The organism is Thiorhodococcus drewsii AZ1, from assembly GCF_000224065.1.
Lineage (GTDB): Bacteria > Pseudomonadota > Gammaproteobacteria > Chromatiales > Chromatiaceae > Imhoffiella > Imhoffiella drewsii.
The window spans coordinates 32608-57497 of the sequence record NZ_AFWT01000017.1 but is presented as its reverse complement, the minus strand read 5'-3'; the positions used below and the strand labels follow the sequence as shown (position 1 = coordinate 57497).

The following is a 24890-nucleotide window of genomic DNA, read 5'->3' as shown; positions in this document are numbered from 1 at the left end:
GATCCTGTCGGTTACTTGAAGAAGTCCACGGGAAGTCGCGAGGACGTCCGCATGCGCGCGAGACAGCCGTCCACCGGGCCGCTGGCGTCGGTGCAGGCCGTGACGGCGTTGAGCAGGATGCGGCCGAGGGTATCGCAGGACAGATCCGCGATCTCGAACAGCTTGACGCTGGTCTTTCCGGCTGCGAGCGGTCCCGCCTCCAGACCGAAGCGCTTGAGGATGAATCCGTCCTGGTCGAACAGGACCAGCTCCAGCCCGAGCGATTCGAAGCCCGTATCGGTCTTGTTGTCGAAGACCAGATAGGGTCGGCAGGCATTGGCCTGGGATTCGAGCTTGTTCAGCTCGATCTCGATCGAACCCGCAGTGTCCTCGGCCAGGACGGGCGGGGTCGAGAGCGCCAGGCAGGACAGGAGGAGACAGGTGATGCTGTGAGCGAGACTGGAGCGCATACGGCGGGGCCTATCGTGGATCCGGGGCTGATGATGGTTTCGGTGAGCGATCCTTTCATCCTAGGAGTCAGGATTTCGCCTTGATCGCTTAAAGACAATCATTCTTATTTGTATTATATACAAATGCAAATTCTTCTCAATACCTTGTGGCGAGAATCACGAGACCGCTCAAGCGGACGGTTCGGACGGCAGCGGTTCGAGCGTATCCGGCGGGCCATCGGTCGGACGCAGGAACCGATAGATGAGTCCGCCCAGCAGGAGGGTTGCGAGTCCGTAGAGTCCAACCACCGGTTTGCTGGAGAGAGTGTAGAGGACGATCCAGAGATTCCCGGCGATGAAGATCAGGGGCGTGACCGGATAGCCCAGGGTGCGGTAGGGGCGCGGCAGGTCCGGCGAGCGGTGGCGCATCCGCATCAGGCCGACGACCGTGAGCATGGATGAGAGCGACAGGGTGAAGCCGATATAGACGAGCAGTGCGTCGTAGGCGGCGACCAGAATCATGGCGATTGCGATCAGGGCCTGGAGGATGATCGCCTGCGCCGGGGTGTGACGCTTGGCGTGGACGCTGCCGAAGCGGCGGAAGAAGACGCCGTCGCACGCCATGGCGAAGTAGACCCTGGGACCGGCCATGATCATGGCACTCATCACCGAGAGCAGGCCGAGCGCGATGGCCAGTCCGAACAGGGCACCGATGTCGGCTCCGAAGAGCGCGTCGGCTGCGCCGCCGGCAATCTCGAGCAGTCCGCTCATGGCCTGCGGCGGCAGTGCATAGAGATAGACCAGGTTGAGCAGCAGATAGAGCAGGGTGACCAGCAGGGTGCCGAGCGCCAGTGCGAGCGGTAGGTTACGCCCGGGCCGGCGGATCTCACCGCCCAGATAGGCCGCCGCGTTCCAGCCGCTGTAGGCGAAGGAGACGAAGATGAGGGCGACCGCGAAGCTGGAGGCGGAGACGCCGCTGTCCGACAGCGACTGGCTCAGATGCCCGAGATCGCCCTGTCCGAGCCAGAGACCGGCAACGATGAAGACCAGGATGAAGCCGATCTTGAAGGCGGTGAGCAGGTTCTGCACGCCCTGGCCCAGACGCAGGCTGTGGATGTGCACCAGTGAGAGCACGACCACGGCGGCGCAGGCGAGCAGGGTGATCGGCGAGAGGCTGATCCAGGGGTGTTCGCCGGATCCCAGGACCAGCCAGGGGTCCGATGCCCCGCCGAGGAAATAGGTCGCGAAGGCGATGGCCGCCGCGGCGATGGGGGCGGAGAAGCCGACGATCAGCGAGATCCAGCCCGAGACGAAGGCGGGCAGGGGACCGAAGGAGGCGCGCAGATAGGCGTACTCGCCGCCCGCGCGCGGCAGCATGGCCCCGAGCTCGCCGTAGCAGAGCGCCCCGGTCAGGGCGAAGAGCCCGCCGAGCAGCCAGCACAGCAGCAGGGCCGTGGGGCTGCCCAGCTCAGCGAGGATGAAACCCGAGGTCGTGAAGATACCGCTGCCGATCATGTTGGCCACGACCAGCACGGTGGCCGAGACCAATCCGATCTCGCGTCTGAGCTCGCTGGGCTGGGCCTGACTCATTTCAGGAAGTCGCCGACGTAGATGAGATGCTCGAAGGGCAGCTCAGCGTCTCCGGCCTGCTCCAGGACCGTATCCAGGGTCGCCACCATGACCTGCTCCCGCTCGGCATAGCCGGCATGGGAGACGATCGCGATCGGGGTGTCGCCCGGATAGGACCCCTTCAAACGTTCCACGACCTCCGGAAGCTTGGAACGCATGGTGAAGAAGACCAGGGTCGAGCGGCTCTCGGCGAGTTTCTCCAATGTGTCGAGCCGGTTCTCACGCTCGGGTCCGCCCGGCGTGCGGGTCAGGATCACCGAGCGGCTGTGCTCGCCCTGGGTGATGCCCCGGCCCAGCGCCGCGTTGGCGGCGTTGAAGCTCGACACGCCCGGAATCACCACCGGATCCAGATCGGCGAACTCGCTCAGATAGCCGGTTTGGGGGCCATAGATGGTGGGGTCGCCGTAGTCGATCACCGCGACCTGCTTGCCCGCCTCGACGGCCTCGCGAATGACCTTGCGCGCCTGTGCCTCGCGCTCCGCGCGCTTCTCCTCGTAGCGCCGGCGACGCTCTGCCCGCTCGTCCTGATCCGATCCTTTGGCATCATTGCTCGGGCGCGGCGGCATCTGGCGGAAGAGTCCGTGACCCGCCTCGTAGATCTCCTTGCCCTGCAGTAGGTCGGCATGACGCTCGCGCACCGACTCCATGCCGAAGACGATGTCCGACTCGGCAAGGATCTTTTGGGCGCGGACCGTGATGTTGTCCGGATCGCCGATGCCGATGCTGACCAGATAGAGATGTCCGCTCTGCTTGGTCGAGGATGTCTCGGTTTCGGCCGAGGCCGGGAGGCCGGTGAGCAGAATGCCGGAGATCAATGGGATGGCGGCCCAGCGCGGGACGCTCGATGTCGAAATCATGCTTGGATACTCCTGGTGAGGACCCTGCGGGTCCGGATCTGGGTAAGCTGTTTTCAGAATCGATAGTTCAGGGCCAGGCGCACGTCGCGTCCGGGCTCGTGGACGATCCCGGTCGTGCTGCTGGCGATGGAGGCCTGATCGGCATAACGCCGGTCGAAGAGGTTGTGGATGGCGAGCGACAGGGTCAGATCGGGCGTTTTGGCAGGGCGCCATCGGGCCTGGATGTCGTGCAGCACATAGCCGGCGCGCTCCTCCTGGTCCTCCGGGACCTCGTCCAGTCTGGCGACGGCGGTCAGGGTGTAGCCGAGGGTGATGTTTTCGCGCGGGCTCCAGCGGGTGTCCCACACCAGCTGATCGCCGCTGCCGGCCGCCTTGCGGCGGATGATGCCGACCGGATTGCCATCGCCGTCCTCGGTCTCGAAGCTCGAATAGCCGAGCTGCGTCTCCAGCGCGCGCCAGCTCCAGGTGGCGCGCAGCTCGAATCCGCGCGAGCGCAGCGTCTCCGGGTTGCTGATGATTTTGGCGACCGGACCGCGTCCGCCGCCGACGCGCTCGATGGTGTTGCGCAGCCGGGTGTCGAAGAAGGTCAGCTCGGCGTCGAAGACGGCGTCCGGGCGGAATATACCGCTGGTCTGGTAGCGCAGTCCGGCCTCGCGCTGGAAGGATTCCTCGGCCTCCAGGGGTTTGCCGTCGTTGAAGTTGGTCGTGGCGTCGATGTTGGACAGCCAGCCGACGGGGATGATGCCGCTGCCGCGCACCGCCTCGCCGTAACCGGCGAAGGCGGTCCAGCCCTCGGCGAAACGGACCTCGGCGCTGGCGTTCGGCGAGACCCGGTCGCCCTCCAGTGTCCTGGGGCCATAGTCGGACGAGTAGTCGTCATAGCGGGCGCCGAGCGACAGGCTCAGCCAGTCCCAGGTCAGGCGCTCCTGCAGGAAGAGACCGAGATTGCCCGAGTCGTTCTCGATCTCGGTGCCGTCGGCCGCCTGGGTGGTGCCCTGTTCGCTGTAATAGTCGGCGCCCAGGGTCAGCCGGTGGCTGGTCGCCCCGATCTCGAAGGTGGAGACGTTGCTCAGACTGCCGCCGAACTCCTCGCTCGAGACCTCGCTGTTGCGGTCCTGGTTCTCGAGTTCGTTGTCGTTGGCGTAGAGGTTGATTCGCCAGTCGATCAGCGGATTCCCGGACTGGAAGCGATGGTCCAGGGTGTAGGTCTCGCGCGAGGTGATCTGGTACTCAGGTATAGAGCCCTCTGGGGCATAGCCCATGTCGCTCCCGGTGCTGCCGTAGAGATAGAGCCCCGAGTTGGTGTTGCGCTCGGCGCTCAGTCGCAGGCTGTGTCCCTCCAGGCCGAGCAGGGTCGCCTTGACGAAATAGTCGCGATCCTGTCCGGCCGAGTTGGGGACGTCCCCGCCGCCGCCGATCCGGTAATCCTCGCGGTTGACCGCCGAGATGTGGGCCAGCAGCCCCAGGTGGTCGCCGCCCTTGCCGTAGGCCGTGACGCTGCCCTGCTCGGAGCTGTCGGCACTGGCATAGCCCGCCTTGAGGGTCGCACCGGCCGTTTGATTCGGGTCGAGCAGATCCTGGGCGTCGACCGTCTCGAAACGGATGGCGCCGCCCAGGGCGCCGGGGCCGCGGTCGGCCGATGGACCCGTGATGACCTCCACGCGCTTGAGCAGATCGGGATCGATCCCGCCGATGCCGCCCCGGTGCTGATGCAGGCTGCGGCCCTGGCGCGCGCCGTCGACCGTGATGTTGAGATTGCTGCCCTCGATGCCGCGCAGATAGATGCGCTGGGCGTTGCGTGCGCCTCCGCCCACGCGGACCGAGGGATCGTCCTTGAAGACATCCGCCATGTCGTTGGCCAGACTGCGCTGGATACGTTCGACCGGGATGTCGCGGCCCTGCGTTTCGTCCCGAGCCTCGACATAGATGGTAGAGAACTCGGCGTGCGCGGTTTCATTCGTCTGGGCTTGGGTCGACGTTGACCCGGCCGCCATCAGGATGACCGCCAGGGTCGTCTTGGGTGTGTCGGTTCTCATCGCGCCACCATTAGATATTAAGTAGAATCATTCGCATTACATAAATCATCCTAATGTCCTTACGGAGTGTCGGGAAGTGTCATTCGTGGAACGGTTTGTTGCGAAAAGGGAACGGAGATGACGGATTTTGACGCGCTGCGGGCGCTGATCGCCGTGCAGGAGCATGGCAATCTGACGGCAGCGGCACGTGCACTGGAGTGTCCCAAGTCGACGCTGAGCCGGAGACTGGCGGCGCTTGAAGCGGCATTGGGACACCCGCTCACACACCAGAAGAGTGGGCGTCTGCTGCTGAACGACGCGGGCAGCTGCTATGCGGGCTATGGCGAGCGGATTCTGGCGCTGGCCGAGGAGGCCCAGCGCTCGGTGGCGTCCTTTTCGCGCGAGATGCGCGGTGAGATTCGGGTGTGGGTCGATCAGCCACTGGCACGCGGCTGGGCGACGCGCACGTTCAACGACTTCCTTGGCCGCTATTCGGAGATCAGTCTGGATGTGAGGGTGCTGCCGCCTGGCGGTCTGCCCGCAACGGATGGGACCGATCTGTGGCTCGCCTGCGACGGGCGCCGTTTGTCCGCTCTCAAGCGTTCGCCATTGGGGCTCTGGAGGCGGCGGCTCTATGCCATGGCGGCGGACGGGCCTTGTCGTCTACTCGAGGACCCTGGCGGACTGGGCGACTGCCCCTGGATCGGGTTGGCAGGCGAGTCGGCGCAAATCGAGCTGCGACACCCGTCCAGCGGCGCTCTGTGGCGACTGGAACCGCGTCCTCGTCTGCGTGTCGACTCGCTCGAAATGCTGGCCGACGCCATCGCTCGGGGCTACGGCATTGGTGTGCTGCCTTCCTGGCTGGCCGAGTGCCCGCGTCACGGTTTGCGTGGACAGTACGCCCGAGTCCTCGGCGAGTGGCAGGCAGAGCCGGTCGAGATCTCCTGTCATTTGCCCAAGGGGCCGCGCCCGCGTCGCCTCCAGGTCCTCGTCGAGTATTTGCACACCCACTTACCGAAACGATGGGCGCTGGAGCCTGTTGAGTCGGCCATCCCCGCTGGCGCCTAACGCCATTGCTCGCAATTTGGGAGGGTGAGACGCCATCGACATCATGATGTTGATGGTCTGTGTGGCCCTTTTGAATCAATCTCTAGCGTCTGGTGACGCAACGCCCAGAAAAGGCCGTTCGGTGTGCCTTTCGCGCGCCTTCCCGAGGCCGCGCTGAAACGGGATTCACGGGTATCTCTTTGACATCAAGCTGATTGTATTGGCATGTGGCCGATGGTCGCAGGCGTGGTCGATGGCCTAAGTTCCTCTTGGAAAACGACATGCCCGGGTAACCTCAGTCTGGCAGCTCCTTGTATAGTGATCCGCCCTGCTATGGCTGTCTTGAATCCTGGAGGATCGAAGTGGAATTGATAACGTCTTGGGTAAATACCTTGAACGGCATCGTCTGGGGACCACCAATGTTGGTGCTGATCCTCGGTGTCGGTTTCTTCCTCATGATGGGCCTGCGTCTGATGCCGCTGGCCAAGCTCGGTTTCGGCTTCCGCATGCTGTGGCGCGGTCGCGTCAAGCAGGGCGAGGGCGACATCCCGTCCTATCAGGCGTTGATGACTGCGTTGTCCGCGACGGTGGGTACGGGCAACATCGCCGGCGTGGCGACCGCCCTCTTTCTCGGTGGACCGGGGGCGCTCTTCTGGATGTGGTGCACCGCGCTGGTCGGTATGGCCACCAAGTACGCCGAGGCGGTGCTGGCGGTGCACTATCGCGAGGTGGACGCCAAGGGCAACCATCTTGGCGGTCCCATGTATTACATCAAGCTGGGCCTGGGCAAGAAGTGGCTATGGATGGCGACGGCTTTCGCCTTGTTCGGTCTGCTCGCCGGGTTCGGGATCGGCAACACGGTCCAGGCCAATTCGGTCGCCCATGCTGCAGCCGATGCCTTCGGACTTCCCTTGTGGGTTAGCGGCGCCGCGATGGCGGTCTTCGCCGGCCTGGTCCTGATCGGCGGCATCAAACGTATCGGCGAGGTTTCGGCCGCACTGGTGCCCCTCATGGCGATCATCTATCTGTTGGGTGGGTTGTTCGTGCTCGCGACCCATCTCGATCAGATCGGACCGGCCTTCAATCTCATCTTCACCCATGCCTTCACGCCCATAGCGGCGACCGGCGGATTTGCCGGCGCGACCGTGGCTGCAGCGATCCAGTTCGGCGTGGCGCGCGGCGTCTTCTCCAACGAGGCCGGTTTGGGTAGCGCGCCAATCGCCCACGCCGCCGCCCAGACCAGCGACCCGGTCGCGCAGGGCACGGTCGCCATGCTGGGGACCTTCATCGACACCCTCGTCATCTGCACCATCACCGGACTGGTGATCCTGGTCTCGGGCGTCTGGGATTCCGGGGTGACCGGCGCGGCGCTTTCGACCAGCGCCTTCGAGCAGGCGATGCCCGGATTCGGGGCCTATATCGTTGCGATCGGCCTGATGCTCTTCGCCTATACGACGACGCTGGGTTGGAGCGTCTACAGTGAGCGCTGCGCCGAATATCTCTTCGGTGAGCGCATCATCGTGCCGTTTCGGGTGATCTGGGTCCTGGTGTTGCCGCTCGGAGCGATAGCTCAACTGGACTTCGTCTGGCTGGTGGCCGACACGCTCAACGCGCTCATGGCCATCCCCAATCTGGTCGCGCTGCTGATGCTGAGTCCGGTGGTGTTTCAGCTGACTCGGGAGTATTTCGTCCGCAAGCCCGCCTGATCGTTTGCGAAGCCGTCGCGGGTCGCGGCGGCTTCGCATCCTTGATCGGGTGTTGTCGCTCGTCGGTTCAGGCGACCCGCGACCCGCCGAGGCAGGGTGGTGATTTGGGAACGCCCCCCTTGGCGTGCCATTCCTTCGGCGTCCAGGTATGCATGGTCAGCGCATGCAGTCCCTGGCCGAACTCGTCGCCCAGCACGTCGTTGACTCGACGATGGCGCTTGACCAGCGGAATGCCCTCGAAATCTTCGCTGACCACCAGAAGCTTGAAATGCGACTCGCCATCCGGCGGGACCGAGTGCATGTAGGTCTCGTCGACGATATCCAGATGGATGGGCCTGAATGTCTTCTGCAATCGGTCCTCGATCCGCGCTTTCCGACTCATATCTGCCTCCTCTTTGGGTGCCTTTCGGCATGATAACGGTGCCCGCTCGGTGGGAGCGCCGTCTTCTGCCATCCTAGATGTCAGGTGATTTCCAGGTATGAAATGACCTGGCGATCGTTATGAAGCCGATCGTCATGGGTAGGTGGGGGGAGCGGGGGCGAACCCCAACAGCGGCGGTTCAAGACGCCTCGATATGCTCCGTGACCAGCAGCTGGCGCGCCGTTTCGATGACCGAATTCAATGGCTCGACGAGCGCCTCGCTCGCCAACAGCGTGCGATCCACGCCTTCGGTGCGTCCGTAGAGGACGAGACGCAGATGCTCGTCGGTGCGTGCGTGCCATTGCAGATCGCGCAGGATGTGCGCAAATTCGCTGCGTGTCGGGGTGGTTCCCAGTGTGCGAAACAGCCGGGAGAGCGCATCGAACAGTGGCTGGGCGTCCGCGTCCAGGCCGAACATCTCCGGACGATAGACGATCTCCCGCTCGGAGACCCGGTTGACCCAGACGCGGAAGCTGGCCTTCTGCAAGGCGTGGTAGAGCGGTTCCTCCGAGATCAGGAACAGCAGCAGATGGTGTGAGTTGGCCTCGTAGCGACCGTCGCGCACCTCCCAGTAGCCGTTGGTGGCCAGACGGTGGATGCGGATGTGCTCGCGGAAATCGGCCGCCTGGAGTTGATCCAGGATCAGAACCGTGGAGTCGCCCTCGCTCTGGGCGCATGCCTCGCTGACGATGGAGTCGAGCGGTTCGATCGGAGGCTCTTCCCGTCCCATTTCGTCGCGGCTCGGAGGGAGGATGACCGCCGGGACTGGCGGCTTCTTGTCGGTGAAGTCGTGATAGAGAACGTGCGCGACCCCGATGGCGTGGGCCAGCGCCGTAGCGAAGGCGGTCTTGCGCCGCTCTCCGTCACCCTCGATGTTGAGTGTGCGGACACCCCGGGTCGGGCTTTCGATGAGGCAGCGCAGCTGGAATTCGTAGTCCTCGTTGGACTCGAATCCCTGCTCTGCCATGCGTTCGCGTAGGTTCGACATGGGCCAAGAATAGCCGGAGCCGCGCGCGGATGCAGCTGCGTTTCGCACCGACCTCCCTGTCGGTGCGTCTCGTCGGGCACGGCCTCAGCCGGCCGATTCGAGCTGTTTCAGTACCTCGGTATGGCCTTCCGCCCTGGCCCAGTCGGCCGCCGTTTTGCCCTCGAAGTCCTTGAGCGTGCGGTCGGCATGATGGTTCAAAAGGACCGCGACGGTGCGCGCATGGCCCTGTTTGGCCGCCCAGATGAGCGCCGTCCAGCCCTTGGTCGATTCCTGATGGTCGACCATGGCGCCGCGCTTGAGCAGCAGATCGGCGATCTCGGCGTGATTGTTCGACGCAGCCAGCATCATGGCGGTGTAGCCGCCCTTGTCTTCGGCGTCGATCTTGGCGCCGACCGAGATCAGCCGCTCGACCACGGGCATATGTCCGTTGAGGGCCGCCTTCATCAGCGGCGTCCAGTTGCAGCTGTCGCGGACGTCCGGTTTGCGGTGGCGCGCCAGCAGTCGATCCAGCGCATTGAGATCGCCTTGCTCGGCGACATCCATCATGGCCTGGGGCGTTTCGTCGGGGGGAGCAAAGTTGCCCTGGTCGCCCGATCCACAGCCCCAGAGGCTGGTGGCGATGAGGGTTGCGAATAGGCATCGGATTGACGTGTTCATGCGATGCATTCTCAGGCCCGTCGCGGAAACCGCCAATGAGAATGCTCAAGGATGGGTGGCTAAACGTATCCGGAACTGTCGCGTCCAGGCTGTGGGCAGGATTGATCGATGCTCGTAGTGCCCTGTTTCAGAACGGCACATGCGCCCAAAAACCGAGTCGGGAATGGATGGGCGCCTCAGTGGCTACTGGTGCAGTCGCCGTAATGGCAGTCCACACTGACCTCGGAGCCGCCGAGGCAGAAGACGCGGTGGCGCTCCCAGTCCGGGCCGGATGCGAGGAGTTGGGTCGGGCGATCCGTGAGTTCGCAGCCACGACTGATGGCGTAGCGTTCGGCGGCGTAGGACCAGGTGCCGGAGGCACCGGAGGTCGGTGTTGCGGGGGTGAAGCGGCCGGGCGTTTCACCCTGCTCGGCCGGTCTTGCCCCGGCCCCGTCCTCCCTGCGGGCATCCCATTTGGCGCGCAGCGAGGCGAGCGCGTGCCCGAGGTTGTCGCGGTAGCGGTCGGTGACGTCCGTCATTCGCTCCTCCTCGGTCTCGGGCCAGTCGATCTCCAGGGCGCGCAGGTCGACCCGCACTCCGGCCGACTCTTCCCTGAACGCGGCGACGATGCGCAGCAGCTTCTCGATCGTGAGGATGCCCTGATTCTCATCGCCCACCAGTGTCTGCTCGAAGACGGCTTGTGTCGGCGCGACCGCGCGGACGCTCCAGCCTCGACTGGCTGCGCTATCCACGGTGAAGCTGCGTGCTTCGCCGAGATCGGCGCCGAAAAGCAGGACGTCCGGAGCGGATTGGGCCGGCGCGCGTTCGGCGTTGGTGCCGAGCATCAGGCCGAGCAGGGCGCAGAGGAGGAGGATCCGGGTCGGGCGGGCGACCCGGGGACGGCGTAAACGGCGGGGTGACCGTTCCGCCGCGCCGCTCATAGCAGGCTCTTGCAGACGCCGCTCTGACACTTGACCAGGACGCTGTCGCGACCGACGCATGAGACCTTGTGGACCTCGCCGTCTTGGCGCGACTCGATCAACTGGGAGCCTCCGTCGATCTCACAGCCATGCTGACGGGCGAATTGCTCGGCGCTGGCGGTCATGGTCACTCGGGAGGGCGAGCGGCCGCTCGGCGGCAGGGTCATCATGTCGTTTTGACGTGGTTCATAGCTGTAATCGGGTGATGAGGGGGTTCGGCCGGAGGCCAGTACGGCGGTGGCGTCCACGACGGGAGCTGCGCCCGATGGTGTGCGGCGAGGCTCGGGTGCGGGCGTCGTCCGAGGCGCATCGTAGCTCCGGGGCGGTAGGGCCGCAGCCGTCGTCGGTGCCGCAGGTGCAGCGTTGCTGTCTTGCGTGGACGCCGTTGTGGCCGCCGGCGCAGAGGGGGGCGGTGCGTTCTGCGCACCGTCTTCCGCGTTCTCTTCGGGATGGCTTTCTTCCCAGGCACTCTTCCAGCCCGAGGCTGGCGGCACGGCGCGGGCGAGGCGATTTCGGTTTTGCATCCAGTTGGCGGCGAGCCTATCGAGCGATTGATTCAGGGTGTCGCGGAAATAGTCCGTGTAGTCGGTTCGAAGCGGTTGAGCCGTTCCGGGGTACGGCGAGACCAGCTCGGCCTTGGTCGCGACGTTTACTCCGCCGGGCTGCTCGATGAAATAGGAGGTGACCTCCAGGCTCGATCCCGGCGGGACGGTCGTGCTCGGCGGCAGATCCCGGCTTTCCGCAGGGCGTCGCAGGATGAGTCGATCCGAGTCGGAGTCGACGATGGTCCAGCCCTTGCTGCGGGCGGCTCCCATCGCGAGCGACTTCAGATCGGAACGCTGCGCGCCGGACATGAGTTTCTGCGGGAGATTGCCGACCTCCAGCGTTGGATCTGCCGGCTGATCCGCAGTCGTCGGGGTGCCGGCACATCCCTGTAAGAGTCCGGTGGTGAGTGCCATGCAACAGACTGTGGCGAATAGACGCAGGTTCAACCTAATGTCCTCAAACAGAAAAACAGAATACGGCGACACCGCTCGGGCGTCGGGAATGAATGGATCCGGATCGGAAAGGGATGCTAGCACAGAGCCGCGATAGCGTAAGCGCTCGCGCGTGACGACCGTCTGTCAGATGGTGTTCGCGAGGGCCCTTATCCTGGATATCCGATGTCTTCGAGGGCCGCCGCCGAATGGGGCTCGATGCCATTGAGGCTGACGCTCGACCATTGAATATGGGGTCAGGACCGGATTGACAAATAGATAGGACGCTAACTAATATTTAGTAACCTATCTATTTTAGCGAAACACTATCTGTGAGCGGAGTCAGACAAGAACAGGAGCGATTGTTCACCAGTCAGGTCGTGCGGCTATCGCGGGTCTACCGCAAAGAGGCCAATCGAGGGCTCGGCGGCTGTGGCATCTCGGACGCACAGGCGCTTCCGGTGCTGCATATCGCCCGCTGCGGTGGCGGGGTGCGCCAGAACGTGCTCGCCGAGGAGATCGGGATCGAGGGGCCGTCTCTGGTGCGTTTGCTCGATCAGCTCTGCGCCCATGGGCTGGTGGAGCGTCGAGATGACACCTGCGACCGGCGCGCCAAGACGCTGCATTTGACGTCGGCCGGGAACGCACTGGCTGCGCGCATTGAGGCGGCATTGAGTCAGGTGCGCAGTGGCCTGTTGGCTTCGGTCAGCGACGCAGATCTGGAAGCGGCTCTGCGCGTGCTCGGGGCGCTGGAAGAAGGGTTGGCGGCGCGCGCGGATGCCTCCAAGGCCGATCGCTGAAACTTGCCATGCCAGTGATCAACCGGGCGAGCCTGCAGTTCGCCATCAATACTCTGTTGGCGGGGATGCTTGCGCTCTATCTCGCCATGAGCATCGATTTGCCGCGTCCCTATTGGGCGATGATGACGGTTTATGTCGTCAGCCATCCGCTGGCTGCTGCGGTGCGCTCGAAGGCCATCTACCGATTTCTGGGCACCCTGCTCGGGGCGGCCGGCGCCGTTCTGCTCATTCCGCGATTCGTACAGGCGCCCGTGCTGCTCTCGCTGGTGATGTCGCTGTGGGTGGGGGGCTGTCTGGCGATCTCGGTGCTGGACCGTTCTCCGCGCGCCTACATCCTTATGCTGGCCGGATACACCATCGCCTTGATCGGCTTCCCGGCGGTGACGGAACCAACCCAGATCTTCGACGTCGCCATCTATCGCGTCCAGGAGATCCTGCTCGGCATCGTCTGCGCGACCCTGGTCCACAGCCTGTTCTTCCCGCGCCCGGTCGGTGAGGCACTGCGCTCGCGCATCGGCAACTGGCTCGGCGAGGCGGATGACTGGGCACTCGATCTGCTGCGTCAAGGATTGGAATCGGGGCTCGACGGTTCGGATGTCGACCGCAATCGCGGTCGGCTGGCCGGTGCGGCCAGCGAGATCCAGCTCATGCTGGTCCACCTGCCATTCGATACGTCCAATCTGCGCGAGACCACTGCGGTGGTGCGTCTGTTGCGCGATCGGCTGCTGCTCCTGATTCCTATCCTGTCGAGCCTGTCCGACCGGATCGCAGCGATGCGCCGAGCCACCCCGGATCTCGATCCGGAAATCGCCGTCATGCTTCGCGAGGTGGCCGATTGGGTCGAGGAGGGCGCGTCGCTCGCCTCCAGCCGCTCGCTGATCGAGCGTCTCGATGCGTTGGCCGCGGAGACGGAGGTTGGGGACTGGCACCAGGCGACGCGCGTCGCGCTCATCTCGCGTCTCCGTGATCTGGTGACGGCGTTGGGCGAGGGGCATGCCCTGCTGGCCCATCTGCATGCCCCGGACGGACCGCTGCCTCGGCTGCTCGGCGAAGAGGTTGCGAGTACCGCCGATCGTCCGTTGCATCGGGATCCAGAGCTGGCCTTGCTCTCCGGTCTGGCCGCGACGATCACGATCATGATCGTCTGTCTGGTCTGGATCGGTTCCGGGTGGGACGACGGCAAATGGTCCGCGATGACGGCCGCCATCACCTGCTCACTGTTCGCCGCGATGGATGATCCGGTGCCCGCGATTCGCAGTTTCGGCGTCTATCTGGTGGTCTCCATGGTGGTGGCCGGGCTCTATATCTTCGTGGTGATGCCGTCCATCGGCAGCTTCCCCATGCTGGCCTTGGCACTCACGCCGATGCTCTTTGGCATCGGGATCATGATCCCGGATCCGCGCCTGGCCTTTCCCGCGCTCTCGACCATTCTCAACGTTGTCAACACACTCGTGATTCAAGACCATGCATCCGCCGATTTCGCGCGGTTTCTCAATATCAGCCTGTCGCAGTTCTTCGGCGTCTTCGTCGCGGTCTTCGTGACCCGCTCGTTGCGCTCCATGAGCGCCGAGGTCAGTGCCCGGCGTCTGCTGCGCCAGATATGGAGTCATCTGTCCCGTCTCGCCAATGGACGCGAAGAAAACACGGCGGTGGATTTCGCCTCCCGATCGCTGGACCGTCTTGGGCTCTTGAGCCCCAAGCTCGCGCGTCTCAAAAACAGCGATCTCAATGGTGTCGATGTCCTCAAGGATTTAAGGGTCGGCTTGGATCTGGTGGCCTTGCGCGATCTGCGCTCCGGGCTTCCTGCGCCGGTTGGCGCGGCGCTGGATCGCCTGCTCGATGGCGTCGGAGAGCGCTATCAGCGTCTGTCGCTCGACGGTCGGGCACCCGACGACAGTGGGCTGTTGGTTCAGTTCGACCGGTTGTTGGAGCGGTCGGCTCAGAGCGGCGCATCCGGCGGCGCGCTCGGTGTGCGCGGGATCGGCGCACTGGTCGGTCTGAGACGCAACCTCTTTCCGGATGCGCTGAATCGTTCCGATACGCCCAATCGCGGTCCGCTCGCCGTAGGAGGCGCGGCATGATCGGCGAGGTCGATTTCTTCGGTGTCTTTCTCCGCTCCGAGCTGGTGACCAGCGGCGTCGCGTTGGTCCTGACCTTTGGGGTCAATCGGCTCCTCATCCGGCTCGGGGTCTATCGCTATTTTTGGCACCAGGCCTTGGCCGAGGTGGCGCTCTTCGTGATCGTCTGGGCGCTGGTGGTGAAGCTTTCCTCTTTGTGGTTCGTGTGAAACGGCGGAGATTTTCTGTGTTCTCGATGCAGTCCTTGCTCAAATTAAGACGAATTCTGCTGACCCTGTCGGTCGTAGGACTGGCGCTGTTCGCCGGCTATCGGCTCTGGATCCACTACCAGGTCGAGCCCTGGACGCCCGACGGGCGGGTGCGTGCCGATATCGTCAAAATCGCCCCCGACGTTTCGGGAATGGTGACCAAGGTTTTGGTCACCAACGATCAGGTGGTCCATGCCGGCCAGCCGCTCTTCCAGATCGACCCGGATCGCTACGTGCTCGCACTGCGTCAGGCGGCGGCCGAGATCCTGGCGCGAAAGGCGGCCCTGGAGCAGGCAAGACGCGATGCGTCACGTGCCACAGCGCTCGGCGAAATGGTGTCCAGAGAGGATCGCGAGGAGAGCCATTCGCAGCAGACTCAGGCCGAGGCCGCGCTGACCAAGGCGCAGGTCGCGCGCGACCTGGCGGCATTGGATCTGGAGCGCACACTGGTCAAGGCGCCGGTTGACGGCGCGCTGTCCGACCTGGGGCTTCGGGTCGGCAACTATGTCACTGCGGGTACGCCGGTGATGGCGCTGATCGACGCCAATTCCTATCGGGTCGAGGGCTATTTCGAGGAGACCAAGCTGAACCGCATCTCGGTCGGTCAGCCGGCTCGGGTTCGCCTGATGGGGGATCGTCGCGTCCTGAAGGGCCATGTCCAGAGCATCGCCACCGGTATCGAGGACCGGGACCGCGCCTCCAGCGACAATCTGCTTCCCAACGTCAATCCGACCTTCAGCTGGGTGCGTCTGGCTCAGCGGGTTCCGGTGCGTATCCGCCTGGATCAGCTCCCGGATCCGATCACGGACCTTGTGGTCGGACGGACGGCGACGGTTGAGGTGCTGCCGAAATCCGCCGCTTCCTCCGGGCTCTGACGTTCCCTCCGCGAACGGGCGTTCGCGGAGGGGGCTATGTTCCTCAGAGTGCCGCGATCTTCTCCCTCTGAGCCTGCAGATTGGCGATCGCCGCCGCATGGTCGGCCAGTTTGGTGCGTTCCTTCTGCACGACCGCTTCTGGCGCCTTATCGACGAAGCTGGGGTTCTGCAGCTTCTTCTCGGTGCGGGCGATGTCGTCGGTCAGTCGCGTGATTTCCTTGTCCAGACGCTTGAGTTCCGCATCCTTGTCGATGAGACCGGCCATGGGGATCAGTAGCTTCATGCCGCCGACCAGGGCGATGGCCGACTCGGGGGCCTCGGATTCATCGCTCAGCACGCTGATCGACTCGGTGCGGGCCAGGAAGTCGAGATAGGGTCGCGCGGTCTCCAGCCAGACCCGGTCCTGATCGGAGGCGTTGGTGACCAGGACGGGCAGGGGCTTGCCAGGGGCGATGTTCATCTCGCCCTTGATGCGGCGGATGCCGAGGATGCACTGCTTGACCCAGTCGATCTCGGCGACGGCCTGAGGGTCCGCTGCGGCGGGGTCGGTCGTCGGGTAGGGTGCGAGCATGATGGTGTCCCCATCGACACCGGCAAGCGGTTTGACCTTCTGCCAGATCTCCTCGGTGATGAAGGGCATGATGGGGTGCGCCAACCGCAGCAGGGTTTCCAGCGTCCGCACCAGTGTCTGTCGGGTGCCGCGCTTGGCCGCGTCGCTGGCGCTGTCGCCGGTGAGCACCGGCTTGGACAGTTCCAGATACCAGTCGCAGAACTCGTTCCAGGTGAAATCGTAGATGGCCTGAGCTGCGAGGTCGAAGCGATAGGCGTCGATGGACTCGGTCACGGTCGCTGTGGTGGCGTCGAGACGCGAGCGGATCCAGCGGTCGGCTGCACTCAGTTCGATCGGCTCCGACCCCAAGCCGCAATCCTGGTCCTCGGTGTTCATGAGCACGTAGCGCGAGGCGTTCCACAGCTTGTTGCAGAAGTTGCGGTAGCCCTCGGTGCGGCCGAGATCGAACTTGATGTCGCGGCCGTTGCTGGCGAGCGCGGCGAAGGTGAAGCGCACTGCGTCGGTGCCGAAGCCTGGGATGCCGTTGGGGAAGTCCTTGCGCGTCGCCCGGGCGATCTTGTCGGCGAGGTGCGGCTGCATCATGCCCTGGACGCGTTTCTCGACCAGCGGTTCCAGCTCGATGCCGTCGATCAGATCGATGGGGTCGAGGACATTGCCCTTGGACTTGGACATCTTGTCGCCGTGGGCGTCGCGCACCAGGCCGTGGATGTAGACCTCGCGGAAGGGGACCTCGCCCGTGAATTTGAGGCCCATCATGATCATGCGGGCGACCCAGAAGAAGATGATGTCGAATCCGGTAACCAGAACCGAGGTCGGGTAGAAGGTCTTGAGACGCTCGGTCTCCTCGGGCCAGCCGAGGGTGCTGAAGGGCCAGAGCGCGGAGCTGAACCAGGTGTCGAGCACGTCGGGATCCTGTTCCAGCTCGACCTCGGGACCAAAGCCGTGCTTTTCGCGGACCTCATCCTCGGAGCGACCGACGTAGACGTTGCCCTCGCTGTCGTACCAGGCCGGGATACGATGTCCCCACCAGATCTGACGGCTGATGCACCAGTCCTGGATGTTGCGCATCCATTCGAAATAGGTGTTCTTCCAGTTGTCCGGCACGAAGCGGATATCGCCGTTCTCGACGGCCTTGATGGCCGGATCGGCTAGCGGCTGCACGCGCACGTACCACTGGTCGGTCAGATAGGGCTCGATGACGGCGCCGGAGCGGTCGCCGCGCGGCTGCTGGAGTCGGTGATCCTTGATGTTGGCGAGCAGTCCCTGTGACTCCAGGTCGGCGACGATACGCTTGCGCGCGGCGTAGCGGTCCAGTCCGATATAGGCGGCAGGGATGAGCTGGCCCTCTTCCGGCTCGTTGGCGCGGATGGCAGCATCGGGCGTGAAGATGTTGATGAGTCCGCCGTTCGGCTGATCGGCGATGGCCGTCTCGTCGCGGTGACGCTGCCAGACCTGGTTGTCATTGAAGTCGTGCGCCGGGGTGATCTTGACGCAGCCGGTGCCGAATTCGGGATCGGCATGCTCGTCGGCGATGATGGGGATGCGCCGACCGCTCAGCGGCAGCTCGACGAACTCGCCGATGAGGTGTTTGTAGCGCTCGTCCTCCGGGTTCACGGCCACGGCGCAATCGCCGAGCATGGTTTCGGGGCGGGTGGTGGAGACGACCATGTAGAAGGGTTCCGCTCCTTCCGGCTGGACCACCGGGTAGCGCAGATCCCACATATGGCCGCTCTCTTCCTCGGAGAGCACCTCCAGGTCGGAGACGGCGGTGTGCAGGACGGGATCCCAGTTCACCAGCCGTTTGCCACGGTAGATAAGTCCTTCTTCATGGAGTCGGACGAAGACCTCGCGCACCGCCTCCGAGAGCCCCTCGTCCATGGTGAAGCGCTCGTGTTCCCAGTCGAGCGAGGATCCCATGCGCCGCAGCTGGCGGGTAATGGTGCCGCCGGATTCCGCTTTCCAGTCCCAGATGCGCTCGACGAACTTCTCGCGACCGTAATCGTGGCGCGTCTTGCCCTCGGCGTCGATCAGGCGCTCCACGACCATCTGGGTCGCGATGCCGGCATGGTCCGAACCGGCCTGCCACAGCGTGCGTTCGCCCTTCATCCGGTGGTAGCGGGTGAGGGCATCCATGATGGTGTCCTGGAAGGCATGTCCCATGTGCAGGCTGCCCGTGACGTTGGGCGGCGGAATCATGATGCAATAGGCTGTGTCTCCATCGGTGTGCGAGGGGACGAAATAGCCCTGCTCTTCCCAGAAGCGGTACCAGTTCTTTTCCAGGGTCTGTGGGTCGTAATTCTTGTCCAGCATGGTGCTCGGGCTCGTGGTCAGGCGCGTGAAAAACATCCGAGTATAAGGCGATTTCTGTCGATGCTCATACCACCCGGTCTGGCTGGGCACCGGCCTTCGGTATCGGGATGGCGGCGACAGTGCGTGCGGTGCTTCCGCCAACCCTTCCTGGAGGCGAGCATTGGTCCCGCAGCATCTGGTGCCCAGGGTGCTGTGCTGAATATCCCCGATCGACCTCGGTCAAGAGCGGGAGCAACAAGGCGGCCTATTCGGGATACGATTCGGCGCAAGGTTTGCCAGAATGGCTCCTGTTGGATCCTCCTTGGCGCGGCGCGGGAGGTGGCTCGATTTCCCGTCAATTACAACGATGAGAGAGGCTGAGTTCGAATCATGGACAATACCAAAAAATACGTCTTTGCCTTCGATGAGGGGGATGGCAAGAACAAGCAGCTGTTGGGAGGCAAGGGTGCCAATCTGTGCGAGATGACGCAGATTGGCTTGAATGTGCCGCCCGGGTTCGTGATTTCCACCGAGGCGTGTCTTGAGTATTTGGACACCAGCGACCACGCGTTGCCGGCGGGTCTGATCGATGACGTTCGGGCGCACATGCGTGTGCTTGAAGAGAAGACCGGCAAGGGGTTTGGCGATCCCGAAAACCCCTTGCTGGTCTCGGTGCGCTCGGGCTCCGCCATGTCGATGCCCGGGATGATGGACACCATTCTGAATCTGGGTCTGAATGCCGAAACCCTGCAGGGCGTGATCGCCGCTACCGGTGATGCGCGTTTCGGCTACGACGCCTATCGGCGTTTCATCCAGCTCTTCGGCAAGGTCGCGCTGGGCGTGCCGGATGAGGCATTCGACACGGAGTTCGAGGCGATCAAGGCTGCGGCCCATGCCAAGCAGGATGTCGACCTCTCCGCCGCCGACCTCAAGGAGGTCAGCGAGCGCTTCCTCGTCGTGGTCGAGGAGGCGACCGGGCATCCGTTCCCCTCGGATCCTTACCGCCAACTGGAGATCGCCATCAAGGCGGTGTTCGGTTCCTGGTCGGGCCGGCGCGCGGTCGACTACCGCAAGCAGTTCCATATCACGCCGGACATGGCCAATGGCACGGCGGTCAACGTGGTCACCATGGTCTTCGGCAATCGAGGCGACGATTCGGCCACCGGCGTGGGGTTCACCCGCAACCCGGCGACGGGCGAGAACAAGCTCTATGGCGAGTATCTGATCAACGCCCAGGGCGAGGACGTGGTGGCCGGCATCCGCACGCCCAAGCCGATCGATCGGCTTAAGGTCGAGATGCCCGATCTGGCCGAGCAGCTCGATAGGCTACGCGACAAGTTGGAGGGGCACTATCGCGAGGTCCAGGACTTTGAGTTCACCATCGAGCGCGGCCAGCTCTATTGTTTGCAGACCCGCAACGGCAAGATGAACACCGTCGCCATGGTGCGCGCCTCGGTCGAGATGGAACGCGAGGGTTTGATCTCCAAGGAGCAGGCCTTGCTGCGGATCGCGCCCGAGTCGTTGGAGCAGATGCTCTTCCCGCGTCTGGATCCGAGCGTCAAGGTCGAGTCCGTGGCTCAAGGGCTACCCGCGTCGCCTGGCGCGGCCTCCGGCATCGCCGTTTTCGACGCCGATCGCGCCGAGCAGCTCGGCACGGAGCAAGGCCACAAGGTCATTTTGGTTCGCGAGGAAACCAAGCCGGAGGACATCCACGGCTTTTTCGCCGCCGAGGGTATCTTGACCTCGCGCGGCGGCAAGACGTCGCACGCGGCGGTCGTGGCGCGCGGCATGGGTAAGCCCTGCGTGGCCGGGGCCGAGAGCATCGGCGTGGACGTCAACCGGCGCGAGGCGCGGGTCGGCCTCACCAGCTTCAAGGAGGGCGACGTCATCACCATCGACGGCACCTCCGGCAAGGTGTATTTGGGCGCCATCCCCATGGTCGAGCCGGATTTCACCCCGGAACTCAATATCCTGCTCGATTGGGCCGACGAAATGGCGCGGCTCAAGGTCATGGCCAATGCCGATACCCCCGTCGATGCCCGTCGGGCGCGTCGCTATGGCGCGGTCGGGATCGGTCTGGCGCGTACCGAGCGCATGTTCAACGACGTCGAACGGCTGCCGATCGTCATCGAGATGATCGTGGCCGAGACGCCCGAGCAGCGTCAGGAGGCGCTCGACAGGCTGCTGCCTTTGCAGCGCAACGACTTCCGCGATCTGTTCGAGGTGATGTCGCCGAATCCGGTGACGATCCGTCTGCTCGATCCGCCGATCCACGAGTTCCTGCCCGATGAGCATGTCTTGGAACGCGAGCTGTCCGAGTTGCGGGTGCTGGCGCAGAACGCGCGAGGCGTAAGCGTGCTCGCCGGGGCCATGGGGCTGTTGCATGCCACCGAGGGTCTGCGCCACGAGATCGAGACCGCTCGGCGCATGGTGGATCCGTCGGTCGTCGAGGAGGCGATCGCCAAGAAGGAGGCCATGCTCAAAAAGGTGCGGGCGCTCTACGAAACCAATCCCATGCTGGGGCATCGGGGCGTGCGTCTGGGCATGACCTTTCCCGAGATCTACCAGATGCAGGTGCGCGCGATCCTGGAGGCCGCCGCCGAGTGTGCCAAGGCGGGGATCGAGGTCCATCCCCAGATCAAGGTACCTCAGGTCTGCACGGCGCAGGAGCTGCGCAAGGTCAAGGCGTTCGTCGACTCCATTCATACTGAGGTGGCCGAGAAATTCGGTAAGCCGGTGCCGTACAAATTCGGCACCATGATCGAGGTGGTCCGCGCCTGTATGCGCGCCGACTCGCTGGCCGAGGAGGCCGAGTTCTTCTCCTTCGGCACCAACGATCTGACCCAGGCGACCTTCTCCTTCTCGCGCGAGGATGCAGAGAACAAGTTTCTGCCGCTCTACAACCAGTCCGGCATCCTTCAGGACAACCCCTTCGAGGTGCTGGACGTCAAGGGTGTCGGCAAGCTGATGAGGCTCGCGGTCGAGTGGGGGCGTGCGGTGAAGCCTGGCCTGCATGTCGGTATCTGCGGCGAGCACGGCGGTCATCCCTCTTCGATCGCCTTCTGCCACCAGATCGGGCTCGACTATGTGAGCTGCTCCGGGCCGCGCGTGCCGGTGGCCCGTTTGGCGGCGGCGCACGCGGCGCTGAAGTCGGACTGATCGCGATGTTTTCGACGGGCGTCTACCGGGGCGTTCGTCGAACATTCGACAATCATGGGGCTTGGTCTATGCTGATGACCGCGATTGGAACGCGTACCGCGCGGGCATCGTTTGGGTGACTCGACAATGACCGAGAGGATCGACCGATGACGAATGGGAATTCCGAGGGGCAAACGGAGCATTCAGGCCAAGACAACAGCGCGGCGGCGATCGCGCAGGCGCTTGGCCAGTTGGTGGAAGAGGTCCAAAAGGACAATCAGCGCGATCGCAGGCTTGTTTATACGATCGTGGCCATACTGGGAATCGGCGTGGTTGCGGCCGGTGCCAACATCGGCGGCTTGGTCGTCTCCATGAGCGATGACATGCACGACATGAATCTGTCGATGAAGACGATGCGTTCCGACATGACGGCCATGCGGGCACACATCGAGACCATGTCGACGGTGATGGCGACCATGGATTCCATGGGGGCCGATATACGCCGGATGACCGCCAAGGTCGACGCGATGTCGGCCGACGTGGGGCGCATGTCGACGGCGGTCGATCGTATGACTCACAGCGTCGGAATCATGTCCACGATGACTCCGGCGGTCCAGAAGATGTCCTACGACACCGGATCTATGGGGCGCGATATGCATTGGATGATGCCCTACAACTGGTTGCCTGGCCAATAGTCGCCATCCGGGTGGATCGGTTGCCGTTTTCTTTCTGTGTTCGTTCGGTTGGGCTCTGGCGGGTTGATGGTCGCATGGCCCTTGCCGACAGCGGCGCTTTAGGTCGGACTCTAGGGCCGTCGATTGTTACGAATCCTTTTGAAATTGTTCGACGTCGCCGCTTTTCAATCGCTCGCGCGACCAGTTGACGGGCCTGCATTCGGGGGCTGTCACTGTCCCCGTCGTTCGATGTTTTCTGGACCCCTGGGGTTGGGTCGGTTAGTATGTATAGAAAATATCTAGCGAAATTTTGAACTGCGGACGAAAGGCCTTGCGTTGTCAGCCGATCGATCCAGCCATCTCCCTCGTTTGTCGCGTCCCCCACCTCGGTTGCGGCATGGTCCGAATTTTCGATTCGGGTTTTCGAGCCCGTGCCATCCGGATCCCTTCGGTTCCAGGTCGGTTCGGTTTGGCGTGTCGATGATTGGCCGTCAACCCGCTTTCGGTCTTACACCGATTGGTTGCCGTGAAAGGCGTCGTCCGCCCACCTCTTCCTCCGATCCCAATTGGAAGCCCGCGAGCTGCGGCGCCTTCCGCGATGCAGGGATGCATCGCCGTTCTCGGCGGTTTGACGTCGTCGTAAGCGGAGGGATTGGGAATTCGCGATTTCGCGACCCCGAGTCGCATCGGTCCAGGAAGGGGACCGCGCGACCCATTCCAAGAAGGAGCAACAGCCATGTGCGGTTTTTGCGGTGAGATCCGCTTCGATGACAATCCGGTTGACCTCGGTGCCCTGAGTGCCATGAACGCGACCATGACGCCCAGGGGACCCGACGGACACGGAATCTGGCAGCAGGGCGGCATCGCGCTGGCGCACCGGCGTCTGTCGATCATCGACCTGAGCAATCATGCGGCCCAGCCCATGGTCGACAGCGCGCTGGGACTCTCGGTTGCCTTCAATGGCTGCATCTATAACTATAAGGAGTTGCGCGCCGAGCTTGAGGGGCGGGGCTATCGCTTCTTCTCCCAGGGCGACACCGAGGTGGTGCTCAAAGCCTTTCACGCCTGGGGCTCCGCCTGTGTCGATCGCTTTCACGGCATGTTCGCCTTCGCCGTCGCCGAGCGCGACTCGGGGCGTCTGACCCTGGTCCGCGACCGGCTCGGCATCAAGCCGCTCTACTATGCCGAGGTGTCCGGCGGACTGCGTTTCGCCTCGACCCTTCCGGCCCTGCTGGCGGGCGGGGGGATCTCGACCGACATCGACCCGGTCGCCTTGCATCATTACATGCATTTCCATGCCGTCGTGCCGGCTCCCCACACCATCCTGAGCGGTGTGCGCAAGCTTCCCCCAGCGACCATTCGCACCATCGAGCCCAATGGACGTTCGAGCGATCGGCTCTATTGGGATCCGCGCTTCGAAACCCCGGCCGAGGAGCGTGGACTCTCGTTCGAGGACTGGCAGGAACGGGTGCTGGATGCGCTGCGCACGGCGGTGAGGCGGCGTCTGGTTGCGGACGTGGACGTCGGCGTGCTGCTCTCGGGCGGTTTGGACTCCAGTCTCATCGTCGGTCTGCTCGCCGAACAGGGGCAGACTGGGTTGAACACCTTTTCGGTCGGTTTCGAGACCGTGGGTGCAGAGGTCGGCGACGAGTTCCAATATTCGGACATCATCGCGGCACACTATGGCACGCGTCATCACAAGATCCGCGTGGACTCGGCCTCGCGTCTGCTGCCCGAGTTGCCCAACTGCGTGCGCGCCATGGCCGAGCCCATGGTGAGTCACGATGTCATCGGCTTCTATCTCCTGTCCGAGGAGGTTTCCAAGCACGTCAAGGTGGTCCAGAGCGGGCAGGGGGCCGACGAGGTGTTCGCCGGTTACCACTGGTATCCGCCGATGGTCGGCAGTCAGGATCCGGAGGCCGATTATGCCCGCGCCTTCTGCGATCGCTCCCACGAGGACTATCGGCGTGCGGTCGACCCGCGCTTCTACGGCGACGACTACAGCCGCGCCTTCATCGCCGCGCAGTTCGCGCGCGCCGGGGCCGAGGCTCCGGTCGACAAGGCGTTGCGGATGGATCAGGGCATCATGCTGGTCGACGATCCGGTCAAGCGGGTGGACAACATGACCATGGCCTGGGGACTGGAGGCGCGGGTGCCCTTCCTGGACCATGAGCTGGTCGAGTTGGCCGCGCGCATGCCCGATCGTTTCAAGCTCTGCGACGATGGCAAGGGCGTGCTCAAGGCCGTGGGTCGTCGCATCATCCCGAGCTCGGTCATCGATCGTCCCAAGGGCTATTTCCCTGTCCCGGCGCTGAAATACCTGCGTGGTAAGGTATTGGAAACCGTCGCGGATCTGGTTCATTCGAGTCGTGCCCGCGAGCGTGGACTCTTCCAATCGGCCTATGTCGAGGAGTTGCTGGCGGCGCCGGATGACCATATCACTCCGTTACGCGGATCCAAGTTGTGGCAGGTTGCTCTGCTGGAGATGTGGTTGCAGGAACATGGGATCTAAGGGCTCGATACCTCGTCCGAC

The 24890-nt window shown here is 63.8% G+C and carries 19 protein-coding genes; 9 read left to right on the top strand and 10 right to left on the bottom strand.

The window, feature by feature from the left end; genetic code table 11:
- Positions 1–11: 11 nt before the first annotated feature.
- From THIDRDRAFT_RS12815 to THIDRDRAFT_RS12800, 4 genes are all read right to left on the bottom strand, one after another.
- Entirely contained in the window at positions 12–449 is a 438-nt protein-coding gene (locus THIDRDRAFT_RS12815; RefSeq protein ID WP_007041279.1) for a hypothetical protein, read from the bottom strand.
- Positions 450–617: 168 nt separating this feature from the next.
- A complete protein-coding gene (locus tag THIDRDRAFT_RS12810; RefSeq protein WP_007041278.1) occupies positions 618–2018 on the bottom strand; it encodes an APC family permease in 1401 nt (466 codons plus the stop codon).
- Complete coding sequence (locus THIDRDRAFT_RS12805) at positions 2015–2914, bottom strand: SAM-dependent methyltransferase (protein ID WP_007041277.1); 900 nt, start codon at positions 2912–2914, stop codon at positions 2015–2017. The genes THIDRDRAFT_RS12810 and THIDRDRAFT_RS12805 overlap by 4 nt, the downstream gene beginning before the upstream one ends.
- Before the next feature lie 53 nt (positions 2915–2967).
- Positions 2968–4950, bottom strand: coding sequence for a TonB-dependent receptor domain-containing protein (locus THIDRDRAFT_RS12800; RefSeq protein WP_007041276.1), 1983 nt, complete (start codon positions 4948–4950; stop codon positions 2968–2970).
- A 117-nt stretch (positions 4951–5067) separates the two neighbouring features.
- Between THIDRDRAFT_RS12800 and THIDRDRAFT_RS12795 the strand changes: the two genes are divergently transcribed.
- Positions 5068–5997, top strand: coding sequence for a LysR family transcriptional regulator (locus THIDRDRAFT_RS12795; protein WP_007041275.1), 930 nt, complete (start codon positions 5068–5070; stop codon positions 5995–5997).
- Positions 5998–6338: 341 nt separating this feature from the next.
- Entirely contained in the window at positions 6339–7682 is a 1344-nt protein-coding gene (locus THIDRDRAFT_RS12790; protein ID WP_040844788.1) for an alanine/glycine:cation symporter family protein, read from the top strand.
- 67 nt (positions 7683–7749) lie between these two features.
- On the opposite strand, the gene THIDRDRAFT_RS12785 is transcribed toward THIDRDRAFT_RS12790, so the two are convergent.
- From THIDRDRAFT_RS12785 to THIDRDRAFT_RS12765, 5 genes are all read right to left on the bottom strand, one after another.
- Positions 7750–8064: a BolA family protein gene (locus tag THIDRDRAFT_RS12785; RefSeq protein ID WP_007041273.1), complete on the bottom strand. Its 315-nt coding sequence runs from the start codon at positions 8062–8064 to the stop codon at positions 7750–7752.
- Between the two features lie 178 nt (positions 8065–8242).
- Positions 8243–9091: a hypothetical protein gene (locus tag THIDRDRAFT_RS12780; RefSeq protein ID WP_007041272.1), complete on the bottom strand. Its 849-nt coding sequence runs from the start codon at positions 9089–9091 to the stop codon at positions 8243–8245.
- 84 nt (positions 9092–9175) lie between these two features.
- Positions 9176–9748: an ankyrin repeat domain-containing protein gene (locus THIDRDRAFT_RS12775; protein WP_007041271.1), complete on the bottom strand. Its 573-nt coding sequence runs from the start codon at positions 9746–9748 to the stop codon at positions 9176–9178.
- Between the two features lie 176 nt (positions 9749–9924).
- Positions 9925–10572 (bottom strand): hypothetical protein, encoded by a 648-nt coding sequence (locus THIDRDRAFT_RS12770; RefSeq protein ID WP_139058723.1) that lies wholly within the window; start codon positions 10570–10572, stop codon positions 9925–9927.
- Between the two features lie 92 nt (positions 10573–10664).
- On the bottom strand, positions 10665–11666 hold the full coding sequence (locus THIDRDRAFT_RS12765) for a hypothetical protein (protein WP_040844786.1): 1002 nt from the start codon (positions 11664–11666) through the stop codon (positions 10665–10667).
- Positions 11667–12016: 350 nt separating this feature from the next.
- Here THIDRDRAFT_RS12765 and THIDRDRAFT_RS12760 point away from each other — a divergent pair, with 350 nt between their 5' ends.
- Genes THIDRDRAFT_RS12760 through THIDRDRAFT_RS12745 form a run of 4 tightly spaced genes read left to right on the top strand, consistent with a single transcriptional unit; the run spans position 12017 to position 15685 of the window.
- On the top strand, positions 12017–12484 hold the full coding sequence (locus tag THIDRDRAFT_RS12760) for a MarR family winged helix-turn-helix transcriptional regulator (RefSeq protein WP_007041268.1): 468 nt from the start codon (positions 12017–12019) through the stop codon (positions 12482–12484).
- Between the two features lie 8 nt (positions 12485–12492).
- Positions 12493–14565: an FUSC family protein gene (locus tag THIDRDRAFT_RS12755; RefSeq protein WP_007041267.1), complete on the top strand. Its 2073-nt coding sequence runs from the start codon at positions 12493–12495 to the stop codon at positions 14563–14565.
- Entirely contained in the window at positions 14562–14771 is a 210-nt protein-coding gene (locus tag THIDRDRAFT_RS12750; protein ID WP_007041266.1) for a DUF1656 domain-containing protein, read from the top strand. The genes THIDRDRAFT_RS12755 and THIDRDRAFT_RS12750 overlap by 4 nt, the downstream gene beginning before the upstream one ends.
- 26 nt (positions 14772–14797) lie before the next feature.
- Complete coding sequence (locus tag THIDRDRAFT_RS12745; protein WP_040844802.1) at positions 14798–15685, top strand: efflux RND transporter periplasmic adaptor subunit; 888 nt, start codon at positions 14798–14800, stop codon at positions 15683–15685.
- 43 nt (positions 15686–15728) lie between these two features.
- On the opposite strand, the gene THIDRDRAFT_RS12740 is transcribed toward THIDRDRAFT_RS12745, so the two are convergent.
- The gene (locus tag THIDRDRAFT_RS12740; RefSeq protein WP_007041264.1) at positions 15729–18566 is read right to left on the bottom strand and encodes a valine--tRNA ligase; all 2838 of its coding nucleotides are present in this window, start codon (positions 18564–18566) and stop codon (positions 15729–15731) included.
- Between the two features lie 369 nt (positions 18567–18935).
- Here THIDRDRAFT_RS12740 and ppdK point away from each other — a divergent pair, with 369 nt between their 5' ends.
- From ppdK to THIDRDRAFT_RS12725, 3 genes are all read left to right on the top strand, one after another.
- On the top strand, positions 18936–21704 hold the full coding sequence (gene ppdK / locus THIDRDRAFT_RS12735) for a pyruvate, phosphate dikinase (RefSeq protein WP_007041263.1): 2769 nt from the start codon (positions 18936–18938) through the stop codon (positions 21702–21704).
- A 146-nt stretch (positions 21705–21850) separates the two neighbouring features.
- A complete protein-coding gene (locus tag THIDRDRAFT_RS12730) occupies positions 21851–22378 on the top strand; it encodes a hypothetical protein (protein WP_007041262.1) in 528 nt (175 codons plus the stop codon).
- Between the two features lie 715 nt (positions 22379–23093).
- Positions 23094–24869: an N-acetylglutaminylglutamine amidotransferase gene (locus THIDRDRAFT_RS12725; RefSeq protein ID WP_007041261.1), complete on the top strand. Its 1776-nt coding sequence runs from the start codon at positions 23094–23096 to the stop codon at positions 24867–24869.
- Positions 24870–24890: the final 21 nt, after the last annotated feature.

Excerpts from the sequence above, each read along its gene's own strand:
- THIDRDRAFT_RS12815 (WP_007041279.1), bottom strand. The coding sequence starts at position 449 with ATGCGCTCCAGTCTCGCTCACAGCATCACCTGTCTCCTCCTGTCCTGC.
- THIDRDRAFT_RS12810 (WP_007041278.1), bottom strand. The coding sequence starts at position 2,018 with ATGAGTCAGGCCCAGCCCAGCGAGCTCAGACGCGAGATCGGATTGGTC.
- THIDRDRAFT_RS12805 (WP_007041277.1), bottom strand. The coding sequence starts at position 2,914 with ATGATTTCGACATCGAGCGTCCCGCGCTGGGCCGCCATCCCATTGATC.
- THIDRDRAFT_RS12800 (WP_007041276.1), bottom strand. The coding sequence starts at position 4,950 with ATGAGAACCGACACACCCAAGACGACCCTGGCGGTCATCCTGATGGCG.
- THIDRDRAFT_RS12795 (WP_007041275.1), top strand. The coding sequence starts at position 5,068 with ATGACGGATTTTGACGCGCTGCGGGCGCTGATCGCCGTGCAGGAGCAT.
- THIDRDRAFT_RS12785 (WP_007041273.1), bottom strand. The coding sequence starts at position 8,064 with ATGAGTCGGAAAGCGCGGATCGAGGACCGATTGCAGAAGACATTCAGG.
- THIDRDRAFT_RS12780 (WP_007041272.1), bottom strand. The coding sequence starts at position 9,091 with ATGTCGAACCTACGCGAACGCATGGCAGAGCAGGGATTCGAGTCCAAC.
- THIDRDRAFT_RS12775 (WP_007041271.1), bottom strand. The coding sequence starts at position 9,748 with ATGAACACGTCAATCCGATGCCTATTCGCAACCCTCATCGCCACCAGC.
- THIDRDRAFT_RS12770 (WP_139058723.1), bottom strand. The coding sequence starts at position 10,572 with ATGCTCGGCACCAACGCCGAACGCGCGCCGGCCCAATCCGCTCCGGAC.
- THIDRDRAFT_RS12765 (WP_040844786.1), bottom strand. The coding sequence starts at position 11,666 with ATGGCACTCACCACCGGACTCTTACAGGGATGTGCCGGCACCCCGACG.
- THIDRDRAFT_RS12755 (WP_007041267.1), top strand. The coding sequence starts at position 12,493 with ATGCCAGTGATCAACCGGGCGAGCCTGCAGTTCGCCATCAATACTCTG.
- THIDRDRAFT_RS12750 (WP_007041266.1), top strand. The coding sequence starts at position 14,562 with ATGATCGGCGAGGTCGATTTCTTCGGTGTCTTTCTCCGCTCCGAGCTG.
- THIDRDRAFT_RS12745 (WP_040844802.1), top strand. The coding sequence starts at position 14,798 with ATGCAGTCCTTGCTCAAATTAAGACGAATTCTGCTGACCCTGTCGGTC.
- THIDRDRAFT_RS12740 (WP_007041264.1), bottom strand. The coding sequence starts at position 18,566 with ATGCTGGACAAGAATTACGACCCACAGACCCTGGAAAAGAACTGGTAC.
- ppdK (WP_007041263.1), top strand. The coding sequence starts at position 18,936 with ATGGACAATACCAAAAAATACGTCTTTGCCTTCGATGAGGGGGATGGC.
- THIDRDRAFT_RS12730 (WP_007041262.1), top strand. The coding sequence starts at position 21,851 with ATGACGAATGGGAATTCCGAGGGGCAAACGGAGCATTCAGGCCAAGAC.
- THIDRDRAFT_RS12725 (WP_007041261.1), top strand. The coding sequence starts at position 23,094 with ATGTGCGGTTTTTGCGGTGAGATCCGCTTCGATGACAATCCGGTTGAC.